We start from the raw sequence: 19,176 nt of genomic DNA on the forward strand, positions 1-19,176 counted from the left end.
GGACGCCTTTCAGCGTTCGTCGCTTAACTTTTGATAGGCTTCAAGTAGCGAGTTTTCGTCGCCAACGTTTCCGGGAAATACGATGTAGGGAAGACCTGGAAAACGGCTCTCGGGTTGTAGTCTCCAGACCGGAACACCCGGCAGCAGTTGTCCGATGACCATCGCTCGCTTGATTTCGAGCGACTGCGTGGCAACGTCGCTTGATGTAATCCCGCCCTTCGCAACCAAGTACCTCAACGGAACGTCGATCCCCGCGACGACTTGAACAATTGCCGTCGAAATCCGATTGCCAATCTCCAGACTCGACACCGCATCCGACCCCGTGACCAACGATCGCGATGTTTGCAGCAGCACGTTTTGTCCCGCGCGAAGATGCTCGCTCACTTCTCGGAGGGTTGCTTGGATGATGTCGGTTGCATCACCTTCGAGCAAAGAGCGGACGTTGAGAGTGACCGTGGATAAACCCTTCGCATCATGGACCAATCGGCTGAGTTGCGTTGTGGTCTTCGGAACATAGGATCCGGCAACGATCAGTCCGGCTGCAGCATTGGGCATACCGATGTCGCGCGCGGTTAAAAGTGGCTTCGGTTGCAATCCCGCGTAGGCCTGAACAAAGCTGGCTGCGGTGCGGTAGATCATCTGTTTTCCGAGGGATTCGGCCCTCATCGACGCCAGAACGAACGATTCGATATCACTCATCGACACGGCATTGACAACACAGACGCTCTTGGACGGTAGGCATACAAGTCGCTCCGTCAATCGATCGATTGAACCATGACGAAGTTCGGACAAGCTGATCGATACCACTTGAGATCGATCCATCGTGCCGCCGCGTTTCTCGAGCACCCAATCAATCAGGTTGGAATGGGAGAAGCCAAAGGCCGCATCTTTTGCGAAGGGTGTCTGTGCGGCTGGCACCAATTGATCCCCTTCGGCAACGTAGTGAATGTCATCGATCGTGAATCGCCCGCCTTGCAAGAAATAAGGCACGATCACATGGACGGCGTCTGCTTTTCCCGTTGCCTCAAGCAGGGCGTTGACCTCATCGGGATAGTGCCCGCGAAGCGTCGAATCACTTCGGCTGATGACGGTAAAGTCGCGCCCGGTGCTCTCGGCTGCTTGGACCAGATTCTCTCCGATTTCGCCCGCTAACTCGATTGCTTTGACTGACGACAAGGCTCGAGAATTGGTCAACACATAGAACAGCGGCGTGCCCCGCGAAAACTCGTCGGCCAAGACCTCGATGGACCAGCCGGTTAGCACCGGCGTGTCGTAAACCGTTTGCGTGCCGGTGGGGTCGTCGTCCAAAACAACGATCGATCGATTCGTCTGGCCAAGTTGGCGTCGGATCGTGGGCAGCAGCGATTCAGACCGCTCGGGGGGCAAACGGTCGAACGTGGGCTGACGTGGCAGTATCGTATCAACAGGATTCATCACTCTGCCCCCACACGTAACTCGTCTTGGATCGACTGATCCGGCCGTATCTTAAACCACATGAAGATCGCCAGCACGTTCAAGCCAGCCGCAAGGTAGAAGAACGGTTTGTGGCTACCCAAAGCAGCGTGCAAGTAGGGAAACGAGAGTGCCGTAAAGAAAGAGCCTAGGTTACCAACCATGTTCATCGATCCGGATACCGCTCCTGCATTGCTGCCGCCGATGTCCATACAGGTTGACCAAGAGGGGCTCAGGATCATATCACTGCCGAAAATCGCGATGCACATGCACGCGACCGCGAGCCCCGGTGAATTCATGTTCACACACAGGCTCATGCCAATCGCGGCCAGCAAGAAACCAATCGCGGCAGGCAATCGTCGCGAAAGCTGCCATTGGCCTCGGCTGTACAGTCGGTCCACCGTGAAACCGGCCATCCAGTTGCCCACGACACCGCAGAGTAGGGGCGCCGCCGCGTACCAACCGGTTTGTTCATTGGTGAGCGAAAAACTCTCTTTGAGGTAGGGGAAAAACCAGGTCACCGTAAAGAAAAAGGTGAAATTGTGTGCGACATATTGAACCATCAGCATCAGCAGGTTCCTTGACCTCAGCATCTCGGCAAAACGAATCTCGGTCAATTCTACGGACGAGGATTCCGTTGTCGTCTTGGGTGGCTTCCTGCGTTCAACGATGTAGTCGCGTTCACGCTGGGAGACCGCAAAATGCTCTTCGGGCGTGTTGCGAAACAAAAGAAACCACAGCACGGCGAAGACGATGCCAATGACTCCGAAGAACCAAAACGTCTGCTGCCATCCGCCCAGCGTCCCGATCAACCACACCACTCCGGGCATCGCCAGTGCCGCGCCCAATCGTCCGCCCGAAAAACTAATCGAATTGGTGATCCCACGTTCGTTCATGGGCAGCCAAGAGGTGAACGCGCGAGTCAGCGTCGGGTAGCCTCCAGCTTCTCCCATTCCAAAAAAGAAACGTAAACCAATCATCAGGTACAGGCCTCGCACGACGCCAGTCAGCGCCGTGAATGCCGACCAGATCAAGCAAACGCTCGTCATCACGATCCGAGGTCCAAACCGATCCGCAAGTTTGCCACTGGGAACCTGAAAAAGTGCGTAGCCCAGTGCAAACGCGGACATCACCCAACCCATCTGCTGATCACTAAACCCGAGATCGGCCGCCATGTCTCCCTTGGCAGCCGAAATACAAGCACGGTCAACCCACATCAAGACCGAGAGAAGAAACGCGCCGAGAATCAATAGGATGCGAATGGGCATAACGAATCGACTAACCAGAGCAATAGAAACGAAAAAGATCAGACCACCGAGCCATGGTTATAGCACAACTTTTTACCTAGCAGGGCGGTGACTTTCTGGCCTCGAACCGTGAGACTAAGAACCTGTCCGGAAAGGGGTCTGACCCTCTCTTGGTCTGAGCGTATCGATAGCAATTCCATTGGAAAACAACGAGTTTTTGAGCAATCGAAACGTCGGTCGACAAAGGGTCAGACCCCTTTTCGGATAGGTTCTAAACGCAGGATGGCGTGACACCATTGGGTCCGCCATCAGCCAGCGTCACTCGCTGGTAAAGGCCACCTGACAAAGGAAACGAGACGCGCTTTGTGAACGCTGAGTGCCAGAGCAGCATGTCGCGACGGCCCTTCCATCCTGTCACGCACTTGCCATACAAATTTGAATACGGATCTTTACAACCCCATTGATGCTGCCTTCAACTTTGCCGCCTTTAAGTGTGCTCTGCCCTTATCGCTTCTCACTTCTTCGCTCAAGAATCAGGTCTTGCCGTTTTTGCGGGGGGACCTCACCGTTCGGGGGGGAGTCGTCGTTCGGGTTTGCTTGACCATTGGGGGGCACGAGTTAGAGTAGGAGTTGTGCTTGCATTCTACGAATCGACGACCTCAACAAGTTCTGCCATCCAGGGCAGGACTCCCGCCTGGACCCCCAATCGCATGCCTGCTTTGAAAAACCTGCTCTGTCTGGTCTTGTTCCTGACGTTTTTGCTCGTCTTCGCGGACCGAGAAGCTCGTGCTCAGGACGCTGCCGCCCAGGACGCTACCGCGGAGGACGCTACGACGGAGGAAGCTACCGCGGAGGAGGCTGCGGCGGAGGAGGAGGAGGCTCCGGTGGCCAACCCGCCGATCGAACTGACAGGGAATTGGAATCGACTGGTCCATCCCGAGGTTGCCGATGAACTCGGCCTCGATGACCAGCAGCGAGCGCAGATTCAGTCACTTTTGTCCCAACGGTCCGAGAGCTCCGCCTCGCCAGAAGTCGAGGACAAAGCGCAAAGGATCCGCGAGATCGAGCAGCAGATCCGCGACGTCCTGACTGCCGACCAATGGACCCTGTTCTCCGATCGCGGCGAGACCAAGGATTTGCGGTTCCAGTTCCGCGAACAACCTTGGGGAGATGTTTTGCAGTGGTTTGCCAGTCAGCAAGGGCTGACCTTGGTCATGAATCAGGTTCCACCGGGTCATTTCACTTACACCGACACACGTTCTTACAGCGCCGCTGAAGCGATCGATTTGCTCAATAGCGTTCTGCTGACACGCGGCTTCACGCTGGTTCGGCGCGAAAAAATGTTGACGGTCTTACAACTCTCCAATTCCATTCCCATCGAATTGGTACCGCGTGTCAGGCTTGAAGAGTTGCCGAGCCGAGGCAAGTTCGAGTTGATCAGCATGCTGTTTTCGCTTGGCAACCGTCCGGTGGATGCGGTGATGAAGGAAGTCCAACCCTATTTGGGTTCTTTCGGCCGCGCGATACCGCTTCCCCAAAGCAGGCAGTTGCTTGTTGTCGAAACCGCCGGCAAGATGGAAACCATCAACGTCTTGATCAATACAGTTTCCGAACCGCAAAAGCCCGAACGCCCCAAGACACCAGAAAAGCCACCCGCGCCGGTCTTCGCTGCCTACGCCTTGGGAGACCTCGATCCCGCTGTGGTGCTGCAGACGGTTAAGGAACTGATCGGCAGCGATCGCATTGCCGTTGATGAAAAGACACAGTTGTTAACCGCCTACTTGACGCCAGGTCAGCAAACGGCTGTTCAATCCACCATCGAGAAAATGCAGGCCCATGTGGAGGAAGCGCCGGCGAATGTCTCCGTTGCCTATCCTCTACGCAGTACTGGCGAAGAAGACGCGATTCGAGAACAGGTGACCGCGATCGCGCCTCGCGCCACCGTCAGTATCGACAAAAAGGCTGCCCGAGTCTTGATCACTGCCGCACCGGAGGATCAGCAACGGTTAGCCACCGCATTTTCAGCCATGGGTATTTCAGCGTTGGACTCCGAAATGCTCGTCAAAGCATTTCAAGTCGGCACGAAACAGTCTCGGACCATTTCCACTGCGCTTGAAGAAATGATCCCTTCGGCGCAAGTGGTCGGCAATAGTGAATTCGGGACGGTCGTCGTCCGCGGGAGTGAAGTCGACATCGCGTTGGCGGAAAAGGTGATCGAGCGATGGCGAGGCACGGATCTGGACAGCGGCACCGCACTGCATGCGTTCGAGTTACCACGCCCCGCCACCACCGCGTGGCTGACCACGGTCGCGAAGGTTGTGCCCCAGGCGCAAATTTGGCTCGACAACGACGCGAGGCAATTGATCTTGCTGGGCAGCGCCGATGAAAAGACCCGACTCGAAAACATGTTGCCCCAATTGCTCACCGCGCTGCCTGCACCGCCCGATCGCGTGCTCAAGACGTACCCCTTGTCGGCAACGGAACTGGAACAGTGGAAACAATTTCAATCCGTTTTGACCGCGCAATTGCCGGAAGTACGGCCGATTCTTCGCGAAGCAAGCGAAGACGGATCCTCTGAATTGGTGGTTTGGGCAACCGAGGACCACCAGACTCGCTTTGCCGAGTTGATCAACCAAGTCAAACAATCGACCCCGGAAGCGGAGTTGAAATGGCCGAAGGTATTTGACCTTGAAAAACGCGACCCAAGTTTGTTCAGCGAGTTGTTGAAGACTCGATTCCCAGGCGTACGCGTCTCGATCGATCCAGCGTCCAAGCAAATGACCGTCTGGGCCGAACCGGAAACACTTACGAAGGTCGGTGAACTGTTGGCCCAGATTTCGGACCAATTGCCGGTCGAGCCCGATCTGGTTCTGAAGAACTATCGCGTGGAAGGCCGAACGCCCGCGGAACTTCAAACATTGCTCGCTCCCGTGATCGCGTCAGTGAAGTCGTCGCAAAGCCGCGGCTCGTTTCAACCGATCGGCACGACCACGGTTGATGTGGCGACAGGCCGGTTGATGATCATGGCAACCGAGCAAGCTCATCAGGAACTTGATTTTTTTATCCAAGAGCTTGGGAAGCCGCTTCCCGCCGACCAAGAGTTGATCCTGCTCGCCTACAGCCTCGACGAAGCTCAACCGAGCGATGTCAAGGCATTGATCGACCAAGCCGTCGATGGTGTCACCGTGATCGCCGACGACCGACGAGGGCAATTGGTGGTGACGGCGACGTTGTCAAAACATGGCCGCATCAAGACACTCATCAGCGAAGTCGATCGGCCGGCGTCAAAGTACGCCAGTGAAGAGATTCGCGCTTACGAGCTAACCGATCTGCAGGCCTCGTCCGTTTTAAAGACGCTTCAGTCGATGTGGCCGAACATGAGTTTGAGCGCCGATGCGAGGAGCAATCGGATCGTTGCCTCTGGAAATGCCGAGGACCACGAAGCGTTCGGGATGTCAATCGAGCGTCTGAATATGGCTCCCTCAGGCGAAGAAATGCGAGTGCAAACTTACGACGTGCCAATGGGCGATTTGCGGACGCTGCCCACCGTCCTCAATCAAATTGCTCCGCAAGCGATCATCAGCACCGATGCAATCAATCGAGCCATTGTCGTATGGGCTAGCGACGAACAACATCAACGAATTGGTGCGGCCATCGAACAGTTGGGCCAGACCGCCGAGGGGCGTCGAGAGATTGAGATCTACGAAGTTGCACCCGAAAAAGCCAATATCTTGAGGTACGTTGTGACGTCGCTTTTCCCCACCTCCGCGGTCGGCGTCGACGTAACCAGCGGGCAGTTGACGGTGCTTGCCTCGAAGGAGATGCAGGAAAAGATCGCGGAGGTATTGGCAAAAACGAATAAGGCAAACGAAGAGGGCTCGAAACTCGAACCTCGACTGTACGACACGACCGAGTCGATTCGCACCGCATTTACGAGCGTTCTGAAGACAACGCTGCCCAATGCGACGGTCATCACCACCGGTTCGACCGACCCAAACAAGCTGATGATTCTGGCATCACCCGAAGATCATGAACGGGCCGTGAAACTACTTGAAAAATTGTCCGCCGAAACGGGACCACCGCCTGAAAGCCGAGTCCAAGCCTATGAACTCAGTAACACAGAGCCGACCTCGTTCCAAACCTTGTTGGCAGAGCGACACCCCCAAGCCAAGATTCTCGGGGGAGCAGGCACAAACCGATTGGTGATCGCAGCGACGGAAGACGACCACGCTGCGATTACCAAGACGATGAACGAGTTGGAACTTGCCTTTGGTGAAGCCGGGCAGCGAGATTTGCGAGTCTACCAAATTCGTGACGATTTGACTCAGCAGGCAGTCACCGGCGCCACCACCGAGGTGCCTCGTGCACGCTTGTTGCCCAGTAACGATCCGGAACGCATTGTTTTGTTGGCTTCCCCTACCGAACATGCAAAATACGAGAAGTGGCTCACGCAGTTACAGGAACAAGTGCCGGAGCCTGCGCCAACCACATCGGAAGTCTATCCGCTTGAATACGGTGATCCGACTGGAGCGGTTCGTGTATTGCAAACGTTGTTGCCCAAGGTGGTTTTTGCAGCGGATGTGCGTGGGAAATCGGTTGCAGCGACGGCAACAGCCGAGGATCACGAGACGATCCAAGCCTTTGTCAAGCAGTACGATGATCGCCAAATGGATGACGCCGAGACCAAAGTCTTTGTGCTCGGAGAGGCGGATGCCACGGCACTTTCCCAAGCGGTCACGCAAATGGCTCCGACCGCAATGGTGACTCCCGACCGACGAACCAACCGCTTGATCGTGACGGCGCCAAAGGACGTCCTGATCAAAGTGACCGAAGCCATCGAAAGCATGGATTCGGACCCCGACAATCAAAAGACCACGAAAAGCTACGAATTGGACGACGGCAATACCTACTCACTCAGCCCGGCACTACAAACCTCGTTCCCGCGTGCGACGATCTCGGCCGACTACACGAACAACCGTTTGATCGTTTCGGCATCGGAAGAGGAACATGTCGAGATCGCAAAGTTGTTCGAATCGTTGAATTCGGGGGGCGACAAAGTTACACGCAGCTACGCTCTGAAGACTGGCAGTGCAACCTCCTTGCGTTACGTTTTGCAAGAATCGTTTCCGAAGGCGACCATTGTCGGTGATTACACCAGCAATAGCTTGGTCGTCTCGGCGACCGAGGAGGTTCAAGAACAAATCGCCGATTTTGTTGACTCCATGAATGTTGGCGGTGAGAAGACGACAAAGAACTATCAACTCAATTCAGGTAACGCCACTGCACTTAGCTATGCCGTGCGTGCCAGTTTTCCGAAGGCAACCATCTCACCCGATTCGGTCAGCAATAGCTTGATTGTTTCTGCGAATGAAGAGGACCACGCTCAGATAGCGCAAGTGGTCGAAGAGATGAACGCGGATGGAAAAAAGATCACCAAGAACTATACCTTGGACACCGGCAATGCCTACACGATGCGGTATGCCGTGCAGGCAAGCTTCCCCAAAGCGTTAGTCGGTGCCGATTCGGCCAGTAACAGCTTAATCGTGGCAGCAACGGAAGAGGAACATGTGGAAATCGCCGAACTGGTCAAGTCGATCAACTCGGAAGGCAAAAAGATCACGAAGAACTATGCCTTAGACTCCGGCAATGCCACCACGATGCGATATGCGGTGCAGGCAAGTTTCCCCAAAGCCTTGGTCGGCTCCGATTCAGCCAGCAACAGCTTGATTGTGGCAGCAACGGAAGAGGAACATGTGGAAATCGCCGAACTGGTCAAGTCGATCAACTCGGAAGGCAAAAAGATCACGAAGAACTATGCCTTGGACTCCGGCAACGCCAGTACCATGCGATTGGCGGTACAGGCAAGTTTCCCCAAAGCCTTGGTCGGTGCCGATTCAGCCAGCAACAGCTTGATTGTGGCAGCAACGGAAGAGGAACATGTGGAAATCGCCGAACTGGTCAAGTCGATCAACTCCGAAGGCAAAAGGATCACCAAGAACTATGCCTTGGACTCTGGCAGAGCCAGCACCATGCGATTGGCGGTGCAAGCGAGTTTTCCCAAAACGTTAGTCGGTTCGGATTCGGACAGCAACAGCTTGATTGTTTCGGCAACCGAAGAGGAACATGCGGAGATCGCCGAGCTCGTCAAGTCGATCAACTCCGAAGCTAAAAAGATCACCAAGAGCTATCCCTTAGACACCGGCAAAGCCAGTACCATGCGTTTAGCGGTGCAAGCAAGTTTTCCCAAAACGTTGGTCGGTTCGGATTCAGAGAGCAACAGCTTGATCGTTTCCGCGACCGAAGAGGAACATGCGGAGATCGCCGAACTCGTCAAGTCGATCAACTCCGAAGGCAAGCGGATCACTAAGAACTATGCCTTAGAAACCGGCAGAGCCAGTACCATGCGAGTGGCGGTGCAAGCGAGTTTTCCCAAAACGTTGATCGGCTCGGATTCAGACAGCAACAGCTTGATCGTTTCCGCGACCGAAGAGGAACATGCGGAAATCGCTGAACTGGTCAAGTCGATCAACTCCGAGGGGCAAAGAATCACCAAGAGCTATCCGCTCGACAGCGGCAGCGCGGCGTCCATGCGATCGGCCGTGCAAGCCAGCTTTCCGCAGTCGACGATCTCCGCTGACTCGGTGAGCAACAGTTTGATTGTTTCGGCCACGGATCAGGATCATACGCAGATCGAAGCGTTTGTGAACGAATTGAATATGGGAGAATCAAAAACGACCCAAAGCTACGTCCTCGAAAACGGCAACGCCGCGACCTTGCGACTCGCCCTTCAGCCGACGTTTCCGCAGGCGACGATCGGGGCCGACACGGTCAACGACAGTTTGATCGTATCCGCGACCGTAGAAGAACATGCGGAGATCGCTGCATTGGTCAATCAGATCAATGAATCGCCCGCTCGATCGGCTGCCATGGAGGCCTATCCGTTGTCAAAGGCAAGTCCCGAAGCCGTGGTCGACACGCTGGAGCAGGCCTTCGGGCGGCGAACCAACGTGGGCGTAAGCGCCGATGAGGAAAGCGGGACCGTGTTTGTCCTGGGGTTGCCGCGCGAACAGGAAATTGCCAAGCAGTTGATCGAGCAGATGGATCGGATCGACCCGCTCACACGTGATCGACGGTTGAAGGCCTTTTCGCTGGCAGGGATCGATGGTGACGAAGTCGCCGACGCGGTTCAAAGTTTGTTCGTTGACGCGAGACCGGAGGTCGAAGTGCGATACGATTATTTCAACGAGCAACTTGTGGTGATTGCGACGGATCCGCAATTGTTGTTGGTTGAAGAAACCTTGATGCAATTCGATCCACCGGAACGAGAGCTCGGTATTTTTCCGCTCACAGAAAATGACCCCAATTCCGTTCGGGATGCCATCAACGCACTATTTGCGGATGTGCCGCTTAACGACACACCGACCATTACCGTGGACGACGATCGTCAACATTTGCTGATTCGAGCAACGTCGCAGCAGCTTGATGAAGTACGCTCGCTACTTGGCCGGCTCGGTGAAACCGTGCAGATGGAGCAGAGTGGTGACCCTGGGGCAGTTCGAACCTTCAACACGAATTCACGCGTTCGTACGATTACCGTAGGACGTGATTCCGAGTCGTTGTTAAAACAGTTGCAACAGGTATGGCCGAGTCTTCGTCGCAATCCGCTTCGTGTGATTCGCTCCGACGAGCAACCCGGCGCGAAGTCGCAGCCAAGGGAATTGCCGATCGAGCAGGCCGACGCAAGTCAGGAGGTCGAACCCGCCGTGACCCTCGTCGCGATGCAAGATCCGGATCCAGCACCGCAGCCGTCGCAATCGGAAACCGACTTTCCGACGGAAGACGCGCTTCCTGAGGATCCCGCGGTTTTGATCCTTCCCGGCGACGGCCAGTGGATTATCGCATCCGAAGATACCGCGGCGCTGGAAGTGCTGGCCAAGTTGATGGAGGTAGCCGTTGCTCCACCCATCACCCCTGTGGCCGAGAGTGGGAATTTGTCGGTTTATGTCTTACAGCATGGGAACGCGGAAGATCTCGAGGATTTGCTTTCCGATCTGTTTCGCCAGAGCCGCACTTCGAGCAGTCGAACTCGATACACTTCGGTCGGCTCCGAGACTCGGATTGTCGCCGACACACGAATCAACGCATTGGTTGTGCAAGGATCGCGGGCCGACCGTGGAGTGATCGAAGACTTGTTGGCCGTCCTGGATTCGCCCGAGTTTATTGACTCGCTTCAATTGGCAACGCCGCAGTTGATCGCGGTGCAGAACACCGACGCCGGGCGCGTCGAAACGTTGCTACGCACGGTGTACAGCAGTCAACTGACTCGCGGGCGCAACCGGCCCCAAATTGAGATCCCCGAGGGGGTTTCTCAAGAAGTCGCATCGATGCTCGAGCAAATCAATGCCGAGACATCGGGGCCGCTATTGACCCTAAGTGTCGACCAAGTCAGCAATTCGATCGTGATGCGGGCGCCGCCGGAGTTATCGGAGGAAATCCGAGGCTTTGTCGAGCAGGTGGATCTGCAAGCGATTGACAATCGAGCGGGAAAGATGCGAATCATCCGTCTGCAGGGGACAAACGCGGACCAAATCGAGCGGGCGATCGAGCTCATGAGAGGAGGACGCACGTACAGTTATCGTCGGGGTCGCTAACGACCCCTGAAGGATCGGTTCACCCACAACCACTTGCCAAGTAGATACACTTTGACTCGGAACCAAAGTTCCACTAAGATTCAAGCAGAGAACACCTCCCAAGAAACAGTCGGGTTCCCCTGATGGCGCTGTCGTTATCAAGGCCCCGATCCCACCTTAACATAGCCAAGGATGTCGCAGAATTCGCGAGGGCTGAGATGGCGATTGCTGTTGAAATCCCGCTTTTTGCGACGGAGCTGTGTGCATGTGAGTCGGACATCACCGGTCGTATTTGCCGCGAACCGCTTTAATTGAGCGAGTCCGGGCGACGCGGGTTGCTTCCGATCTTCAAGTGCGCGGCATGCGGCCAATGAACAGCGACGCTTACCATGATCACTCAAGTAAACGGAATCGCCCCCGCCCTGACAGCCCTTCAACTTCGCCAAGTCGCCGATTCGCTTCGCGATCGGTCGGAGCTCGGCACGCTTGCGGTTCAGTGGGACTTTGACAGTGGTGTCGCCTTGCTGGCCGAAACAGCACGTGTGCTTGGCCTCGAATGGCTCGACGTGGAAGAAATCGAGGTCGATCCGACGGCGCTTGATGGCTTCCCACTCAAGATGATCCACCGCTACGAGGTCTTTCCACTGGAAAAATCAGACGGTTGGATTCGCTTGGCCGTGAGCAACCCGTTTGCCTTTGGCGCGTTCGACACCGTTGCAACCGCGTTGTCGCTTGAGGTTCGGCCCGTCGTCGCGACTCCAGAAACCGTTCGCCAGTTGATCAAACAGCATTTGGGCGTCGGAGCGGAAACGATCGATGGCTTGATCGCGATGCAGAAGCAGCAGAGCGGCGACGTTCAGATGCTTGAGGAGATCCAGACCGATGGTTCCGAGGATGCGGAAGCTGCGACGCAAGCTTCGGTGGTGCGGCTCGTCAATGAAATCCTCAGCGAAGCGATCGAAGCTCGGGCGAGTGACATTCATATCGAGGCTCAAGAAGCCCGCTTGAAGCTCCGCTACCGCATCGACGGGGTGCTGCAGCCTCAGAGTGTGCCTCAAGAAATGAACCAATTTCAGGCGGCGATTGTGAGTCGTTTGAAGATCATGGCTAAGATGAACATCGCCGAAAAGCGAGTTCCTCAAGATGGTCGAATCAAGTTGCGAGTTGCCGGACGCGAAGTCGATTTGCGTGTCTCGATCATCCCCATGCTGCATGGCGAAGGTGTCGTGATGCGGGTGCTCGACAAATCAAACTTAAGCCTTTCGCTGCGTCAAATCGGAATGCCCGAAGCCACGTACCAAACGTACCAGAAGTTGATCCGAATGCCTCACGGGATCGTGTTGGTCACAGGGCCGACGGGATCGGGCAAAACAACGACGCTTTACAGTTCCTTGAATGAGATCAAGTCGGAAGACACCAAGATCATCACGACCGAAGATCCGATCGAGTACCAACTGGATGGGATCAACCAAATTCAGGTACAGCAGAAGGTCGGGCTGTCGTTTGCGGCATGTTTGCGAGCCATTTTGCGTCACGATCCGGACGTCGTGCTGATCGGTGAAATCCGCGACTTGGAAACGGCCGAAAACGCAACCCAGGCATCCTTGACCGGTCACATGGTCTTCAGCACGCTTCACACCAACGACGCAGCGGGTTCGTTCATGCGATTGTGTGATATGGGCGTCGAACCGTTTTTGGTCGCCAGCACGCTTGAAGGTGTCATGGCTCAGCGACTGGTCCGTCGGCTATGCCCAAGTTGTCGTGAAGCCTACACGCCACGCAAAGAAGATCTACCGGATGACTTTCCGCTAGACAAACTCAATGGGCCACTCTATTTGCCACAGGGGTGTGACCAATGCCGGGGTACCGGATACCGAGGCCGGATGGGAATCTATGAATTATTGGTGACCAACGACAAGATCCGCGATTTGGCTACCCAACGGGCAGCATCCAATTTGATCAAAGCGGCAGCCATCGAGGCGGGGATGGAAACGCTGAGAGACGATGGTTGGACAAAGGCATGTGATGGATTGACCACGGTCGAAGAGGTGCTCCGCGTCACCAAGGCGGACTGACGAAATGCCTGACTTTGCCTACGTTGCAAAAACCGCGACCGGAGAACGGCGAGAGGGAAAGATCGCTGCGCAAACGCGTCGGGCTGCGATGCAGCGTTTGCGACAACAAACGCTTTACCCGGTCAGCGTCTCGGATATCAAGCCCTCGATCGGTTCGGCCGGTTCGCTGCAATTGCCGCAGCGCATTAAGAAGGAACAGATCGCTGACCTATGCACGCAGCTGGCGGACCTGTTGAACAACGGTGTTCCGATGCTCGAGGCGCTGTCCATCCTCGGTGATGTGACGATTCATCCGCGGTTGAAAACGGCGATGGGCCGCATTCACGATGCGGTGGCCGAAGGAGCCACGCTTGATCAAGCAATGTCCGCGGAGCCTGCGATTTTCTCGGAATTGACGCTCAGCATGGTGCGTGCTGGCCAAGAAGGTGCATTCTTGGAAGAGTCGCTGCAACGGACGAGCGTCTTCCTGTGCAAACAAGACGAAATGCGATCCAAGATCATTGGCGCTTTGGCATACCCGATTGTCCTGGGGGTGGTCGGTACGCTGATCACGTCCTTGATGATGGTGTTCTTGGTGCCGAAGTTCCAGCCCTTTTTCGATCGGCTCGAAGCGACGGGATCGGGGTTGCCGATGATTACCGTTCTATTGTTGGCGGTTAGCCACACGCTGATGAATTACGGTTTACTGTTGCCGATTCCGATTGCGGCGATTGTGATTGGGGTTAAAAAGTACATTGCGACCGACCGTGGCCGGATGAACTGGGACACATGGAAATTGAAGATCCCTGTGATGGGTGACATCTTCCACGATGCAGCGGTTTCTCGCGCTTGCCGCGTGCTTGGAACGTTGTTGAGGAATGGGGTGCCGCTGTTGAAGTCGCTGAAGATCAGTAGCGAATCGACTGGCAATCGGCTGCTGGAACAGGCGATGTTGAAATCGGCTGAAAATGTAACCACCGGAGATACGCTGGCCAAACCGTTGGCGGCCAGTGGTTTGATCCCACCGCAAATCATGGCGATGATTCGTATCGCTGAAGAGTCCAACACACTGGATGATGTGTTAGTCAAAATCGCTGACCGAATCGACAACAAGGTCGAGCGACAATTGGAAGTGATGGTTCGCATGATCGAGCCATTGATGTTAGTCCTGATCGGTACCATGGTCATGTTTGTGATCGTAGGCGTTCTACTGCCGGTCTTTGATTTGAATTCAACCGTTAACTAAATGTAAAAGGGGAAAACGATGAAACGCAAACGCAAACGCAGTGGTTTTACGCTGCTCGAATTGATGATCGTGTTGATCATTTTGGTCGGTTTGATCGCGATGGTCGGTCCGCGCTTGTTAGGCTCGCAACAGAAAGCCGACATTCGCACTGCTGAGGTTCAAATTGGGAACTTGGCATCCGCGTTAAAAATGTACGTGGTGGATATGAAAGTGTTTCCCGCCACCGAAGATGGATTGGAAGCACTGTTGAAAGCGCCCGATGACGAGCGATTGGCTCGAAAATGGGCGGGCCCGTACCTCGATGGCAGCAAGTTGCCGATCGATCCCTGGGGCAACGATTTCGTCTATGAATACGACGTTGCCGAAGGGAGTAGCGATACCGAGCGTCCCGATTTTCCGCGTATCTCTTCCGCCGGGCCCGATGCTCAAGCCGGTACCGATGACGACATCGCCAACCGCCCCGCAGACGGTGATGAAGAAACCACGGAAACGATGGAGATGGAAACAACCACGTTGTAAGTCCGCCGCAGGGCTGACGTCCCGCAATCGATCGGAGCAGCTTTGAACCAGCGAAGAATTTCGAATCGTCTCGCTTTTTCGCTGCTCGAATTGTTGATCGTGCTGGCGATCATGGTTGCCTTGGCAGCCGTGGCGTGGCCCAGTTTACGCCGGCCCATGGCCGATAGCACGGTTCACCAGGCCGCCGCTGCGCTGCGCGATCAAATTTCGTCCTGTCGACAAGCCGCGGCGATGCATGGACAGCCGCGATTGATGCGTTTCGAGTCGGGGCAATCGTCGGTCCGTTGGGGGACCTGGACCGATCTGATCGCCGAGCAACTCCGCGATGCCTCCTCGCTCGAAGCCTCCCCCCTCGATGCCTCGACACTCAGCGCTGCCAACAATGGCGAAGAGAGTCTCGATGATGCGTCGGTGACGGGGGGACTCTGGGAGTTGCCGATTGATGTCGTCATCGATGACGTTCAACTGGACACACAGACGTATGAAACGCCCGAGTCCTTACCGCTGACGGGGCTCAGCGAAGCGGTAACGCAAGCATCCGAAGACGAATCCTTTGAATGGGGGGATGCTGCCCAGTCAACCGATCCGCTTGATGAGAATCCAACCTCTTGGTACCTCCCCTTTCTGCCTAACGGCCAAACTCGCGATGCCGTGATCGTCTTGCGGGATGTTGTGTCCGGTAGCCGCGTTGCACTCGAAATCGATGCCGTAACCGGAATGATGCGAACCTCGCGCATGAGTTCAATCGAGCCTGATCCGGCGACCGATTTCGCGAGTGCACCACCGAGCGATTTCTCGGCGGAAGACGTCTCAAGTTCCGCAGACGCTTCAGACTTGATCGACTGGGAGCCATCCGAATGAAGATCCTATCGAGGCGACGCCACGGCTTTTCCCTAATGGAGATGATCATTGCCACGGCGATGCTTGCTGGAAGCGGCGCGGCATTGTTCGCATTAGTGGGACAAGCGAGCCGTTTGGCTCGGACGGCAGAGGAGCGAACGGTGGCGTTACAACTCGCTCAAACGGTGATGGACGAGTTCTTGGCGATGCCGAGCGAATCCGAAACGGAGACGGAAGGAACGTTCGAGTCAGACCCTCGCTGGTCCTATCGAATGGAACAAACCGAAGTCACCCTCACGCGTGAGGACGCCGGAAGTGAAGATACCTCCAGCCCCATGCGAGTGGTCGTGGCCATTTATCGAGCCAATGACGGGGGAACCCAAAACGTCGATTCGGCCATCGTACGCTTGGTTCGTTGGATCCGACCGGCGAGAACGAATTCGGTGATGCCCGCTGAGGAGGAATCGTCGATGCCCCCCAAGCCAGAAGGTTCTGAACCTGCGGTGCCAGAAGGCCCAGAGATGCAAGGACTTGAACCGGAGTCAATGGAATGATCTGGCGGCAACACAGACGAATGCGTCAGCTCAGAGGAATGTGGAGCGATCGCAGCGGATACACGGTGTTGGAATTGATGATTTCGCTTGCACTGCTGGCGACACTGTTGACGGTGGCCTGGTCGATATTGGGATCGTACCGTGACGCCGAACAACGCGGCTGGAACCAAGCCTATCAAATGCAGATGATCCGAGTCACTCGAAGTTGGCTTGAATCGGATGCTGCACACTTGATGGAACCCCGCAGCCAGCCAAGTTCTTTGAGCAAGGAGGCGGCCCCCTTCTCGTTGCAACCGTTCAAAGGCGACGAACAAGGATTCGAGGTCGATTTCGTTCCTTCGGTTGATCCGTTGCTATGGCTTGAAGCTATCACTCAGACGGCGGAACCTTTGTCGTCAACCACGCAGGCGATGGATGTGCAAACGCAAAACAGGGCGAGCTCCCTCGATCCCATTGCCGTGCATCACCTGCGTTACAAATTGGTTGCGGAGGCATCCTCCGACACCGAGGAGGAACGATACGCTCTCGAGCGACAACGGAGTCCGATCGATCGGTGGTCGAATGCGTCGACCTCGTCCCGATCCGAAGAGTTGCTCACGACGGAAGACCTTTATCGGCTCTCCGATGATGAGTCGCTTGAAGACCCTGCTGCGCCGAGGAAGCTTGCTGCAATGAAGATTCGAAACATGGTGACACCTCGTTTTCGCTATTCCGATGGTCAGTCCTGGACCTCGAACTGGGACAGCCAACTGAAGGGACGCTTGCCGCGAGCGATTGAGTTGAGTTTCGATCTGCCATCGGCTGCTACCATGAAACAATCGTCTGAACCAAAGTCCGAGGAGACGGAAGCCTTTGTTGCCGAGGACTTCGCCAGCAGCGAATCCGCGAGTGAATTGGCCTTGGCCGCTGAGCCAACCGCCACGCTAAGCGAAGACGACGAGGCGCTTGATCGCGACGTGCGAATCGTCGTTTTGGTGCCCGGCAGCGATGGAGGAGGCCGCAATGATCCGTAGAGCACCCAAGGCAGCGGATCGACAAGGCATGGCGTTGCTGGTCGTGATGGTGATTGTTGTACTGGTGGCGTTGGCCGCTTATGGCTTTAACCAACAGATGACCGATACCTACCGCTTGAGCCAGCTGGAGATCGAACGCGCACAGGCAAGGTTGACGGCGATGAGTGCGGTCGACGCATTGCGTATGGCAATCGAACGACCTCGTGGCCAACGGATGGGTTGGCATAGGACGGCGATCGATTCGTTTGCAGGGGTACCGCTCGAAGAAGACGCCAGCGTTTATGGCGATGCGGATGCATCCAATTCGGCCTGGTCCTTCTCGGTCATCGCACCAAGCGACGGTGGGACGACGTCGCTCGATTCCGATCCAGAGAAGGTGCAGTCTTGGCGGTTTGGGCTGACCAATGAATCGGCTAAATTGAACTTATCCGTGCTAAGTGACTGGGATCAAGCACAGCCTGGACAAGCCAAGCTAGCCCTGATGAATTTGCCAGGGATGGACGAAACGATGGCCTCGGCTTTGATGCGAGCGTACGGTATCAGCGATTCGAGCCGGTCGAAGGCGGTGCGATTGAGTGACCGACTGGGTGCAATGGCGACCCAAGGTTCGTCCAGCATGGGGCAGCAGGACAGTGATGCGAGCCAAACGGCGAGCCGCTGGGCGATGCTATGGAACGGTGGCGACTGGGATCAGAATTATCAACTGGACTCGCTTGAGCTCGCGTTGATGGGGCAGGCCACGGTGGAAACGACCGCGGGAATCGATCCCGACCCCCTCCGTTCGTCGTCCAGCGGCGCGGCGCCGCTGGCATGGCGAGACTACCTGACGTTCGACAGTGGCCAACGCAATGTGAATCTGACGGGCAACCGCCGGATCTTTATCAATGGCAAGGATTTGCAATCGCTGCACCAAGAACTGTTGGCGATCTGGCCAGCGGAATGGGCGAATTTCGTGATTGCAGCGAGGCAATTTGGGATCGCTCGCAAACGCGCTGGGGGAAAGCGACGTTCCTCAGCCTCTGCGGCCGAGTGGACGCCTGATTTGTCGATTCCCGCGTCCACTCGACTTCGCACCAGCTTGGAGCTTGTAGGGGTGACGGTCGAAATTCCGGAATCCGATGACAAGGTATTGCGGGTTCGAAGCCCATTCACAGATGACTTTGGTGATCCGAGCAACTATCTTAGAGCCTTGGTGGATGACGTGACGACGAACCCGAGTCCGGTCATCCTCGGCCAAGTTGATGTGATGGATGCGCCTCGCGAGGTATTGCTGGGCATTCCCGGATTGAGCACGGAGACGGTCGGCGAAATTGTCGAGCGACGTGGATCGCCGGCCGCGACGGACCAATCGCGTGATACAATTGCTTGGTTATTAATCGAAAACGTTGTTGACTTACCCGCCTTACAAAAAATGCAACCTTGGATCACCGTTGGAGGTGATTGTTACCACGCCCAAATCGTTGCCTTTCGAGATGCCCTGACGCCTACGTTCCGCTGTACGGTCTCCCTTGATGGGTGTTCAGCAAGTGTTCCGATGCGAAATTATCGCGAATGGAACGCTTGGGGCCAAGGTTTTTCGATTGACGAATTGCGTGCTGATACGCTGCCCACCGAATAATCT

At 55.7% G+C, this 19,176-nt stretch carries 10 protein-coding genes; 8 read left to right on the forward strand and 2 right to left on the reverse strand.

Features of this window, described 5'->3' with window-relative positions:
- Positions 1 to 9: 9 nt before the first annotated feature.
- Together Poly41_RS13905 and Poly41_RS13910 are read right to left on the reverse strand one after the other, a co-directional pair.
- Positions 10 to 1,434, reverse strand: coding sequence for a four-carbon acid sugar kinase family protein (locus Poly41_RS13905; protein ID WP_146526780.1), 1,425 nt, complete (start codon positions 1,432 to 1,434; stop codon positions 10 to 12).
- On the reverse strand, positions 1,434 to 2,720 hold the full coding sequence (locus tag Poly41_RS13910) for an MFS transporter (RefSeq protein WP_146526782.1): 1,287 nt from the start codon (positions 2,718 to 2,720) through the stop codon (positions 1,434 to 1,436). Before Poly41_RS13910 ends, Poly41_RS13905 begins: the two co-directional genes overlap by 1 nt.
- 689 nt (positions 2,721 to 3,409) lie before the next feature.
- Between Poly41_RS13910 and Poly41_RS13915 the strand changes: the two genes are divergently transcribed.
- The 8 genes from Poly41_RS13915 to Poly41_RS13950 all read left to right on the forward strand — a co-directional run bounded on the left by Poly41_RS13915 (position 3,410) and on the right by Poly41_RS13950 (position 19,173).
- A complete protein-coding gene (locus tag Poly41_RS13915; protein ID WP_146526784.1) occupies positions 3,410 to 11,350 on the forward strand; it encodes a secretin N-terminal domain-containing protein in 7,941 nt (2,646 codons plus the stop codon).
- 368 nt (positions 11,351 to 11,718) lie between these two features.
- Positions 11,719 to 13,404, forward strand: coding sequence for a GspE/PulE family protein (locus Poly41_RS13920; RefSeq protein WP_146526786.1), 1,686 nt, complete (start codon positions 11,719 to 11,721; stop codon positions 13,402 to 13,404).
- Between the two features lie 4 nt (positions 13,405 to 13,408).
- Complete coding sequence (locus Poly41_RS13925) at positions 13,409 to 14,629, forward strand: type II secretion system F family protein (protein WP_146526788.1); 1,221 nt, start codon at positions 13,409 to 13,411, stop codon at positions 14,627 to 14,629.
- Between the two features lie 18 nt (positions 14,630 to 14,647).
- Positions 14,648 to 15,148 carry a type II secretion system major pseudopilin GspG gene (gene gspG, locus Poly41_RS13930; protein WP_146526790.1) on the forward strand — a complete coding sequence of 167 codons (501 nt, stop codon included), beginning with the start codon at positions 14,648 to 14,650 and terminating at the stop codon, positions 15,146 to 15,148.
- Between the two features lie 42 nt (positions 15,149 to 15,190).
- Complete coding sequence (locus Poly41_RS13935; RefSeq protein ID WP_197231321.1) at positions 15,191 to 16,009, forward strand: pilus assembly FimT family protein; 819 nt, start codon at positions 15,191 to 15,193, stop codon at positions 16,007 to 16,009.
- On the forward strand, positions 16,006 to 16,542 hold the full coding sequence (locus tag Poly41_RS13940) for a type IV pilus modification PilV family protein (RefSeq protein ID WP_146526794.1): 537 nt from the start codon (positions 16,006 to 16,008) through the stop codon (positions 16,540 to 16,542). The genes Poly41_RS13935 and Poly41_RS13940 overlap by 4 nt, the downstream gene beginning before the upstream one ends.
- The gene (locus tag Poly41_RS13945) at positions 16,539 to 17,555 is read left to right on the forward strand and encodes a prepilin-type N-terminal cleavage/methylation domain-containing protein (RefSeq protein WP_146526796.1); all 1,017 of its coding nucleotides are present in this window, start codon (positions 16,539 to 16,541) and stop codon (positions 17,553 to 17,555) included. The genes Poly41_RS13940 and Poly41_RS13945 overlap by 4 nt, the downstream gene beginning before the upstream one ends.
- Positions 17,545 to 19,173 (forward strand): hypothetical protein, encoded by a 1,629-nt coding sequence (locus Poly41_RS13950; protein WP_146526804.1) that lies wholly within the window; start codon positions 17,545 to 17,547, stop codon positions 19,171 to 19,173. Before Poly41_RS13945 ends, Poly41_RS13950 begins: the two co-directional genes overlap by 11 nt.
- The last annotated feature ends 3 nt before the right edge of the window (positions 19,174 to 19,176 follow it).

This window comes from Novipirellula artificiosorum (genome assembly GCF_007860135.1).
Lineage (GTDB): Bacteria > Planctomycetota > Planctomycetia > Pirellulales > Pirellulaceae > Novipirellula_A > Novipirellula_A artificiosorum.

Coding starts and splice junctions, on each gene's coding strand:
- Poly41_RS13945 (WP_146526796.1), top strand. CDS start 16,539: ATGATCTGGCGGCAACACAGACGAATGCGTCAGCTCAGAGGAATGTGG.
- Poly41_RS13905 (WP_146526780.1), bottom strand. CDS start 1,434: ATGAATCCTGTTGATACGATACTGCCACGTCAGCCCACGTTCGACCGT.
- Poly41_RS13925 (WP_146526788.1), top strand. CDS start 13,409: ATGCCTGACTTTGCCTACGTTGCAAAAACCGCGACCGGAGAACGGCGA.
- Poly41_RS13940 (WP_146526794.1), top strand. CDS start 16,006: ATGAAGATCCTATCGAGGCGACGCCACGGCTTTTCCCTAATGGAGATG.
- Poly41_RS13910 (WP_146526782.1), bottom strand. CDS start 2,720: ATGCCCATTCGCATCCTATTGATTCTCGGCGCGTTTCTTCTCTCGGTC.
- Poly41_RS13920 (WP_146526786.1), top strand. CDS start 11,719: ATGATCACTCAAGTAAACGGAATCGCCCCCGCCCTGACAGCCCTTCAA.
- Poly41_RS13915 (WP_146526784.1), top strand. CDS start 3,410: ATGCCTGCTTTGAAAAACCTGCTCTGTCTGGTCTTGTTCCTGACGTTT.
- gspG (WP_146526790.1), top strand. CDS start 14,648: ATGAAACGCAAACGCAAACGCAGTGGTTTTACGCTGCTCGAATTGATG.
- Poly41_RS13950 (WP_146526804.1), top strand. CDS start 17,545: ATGATCCGTAGAGCACCCAAGGCAGCGGATCGACAAGGCATGGCGTTG.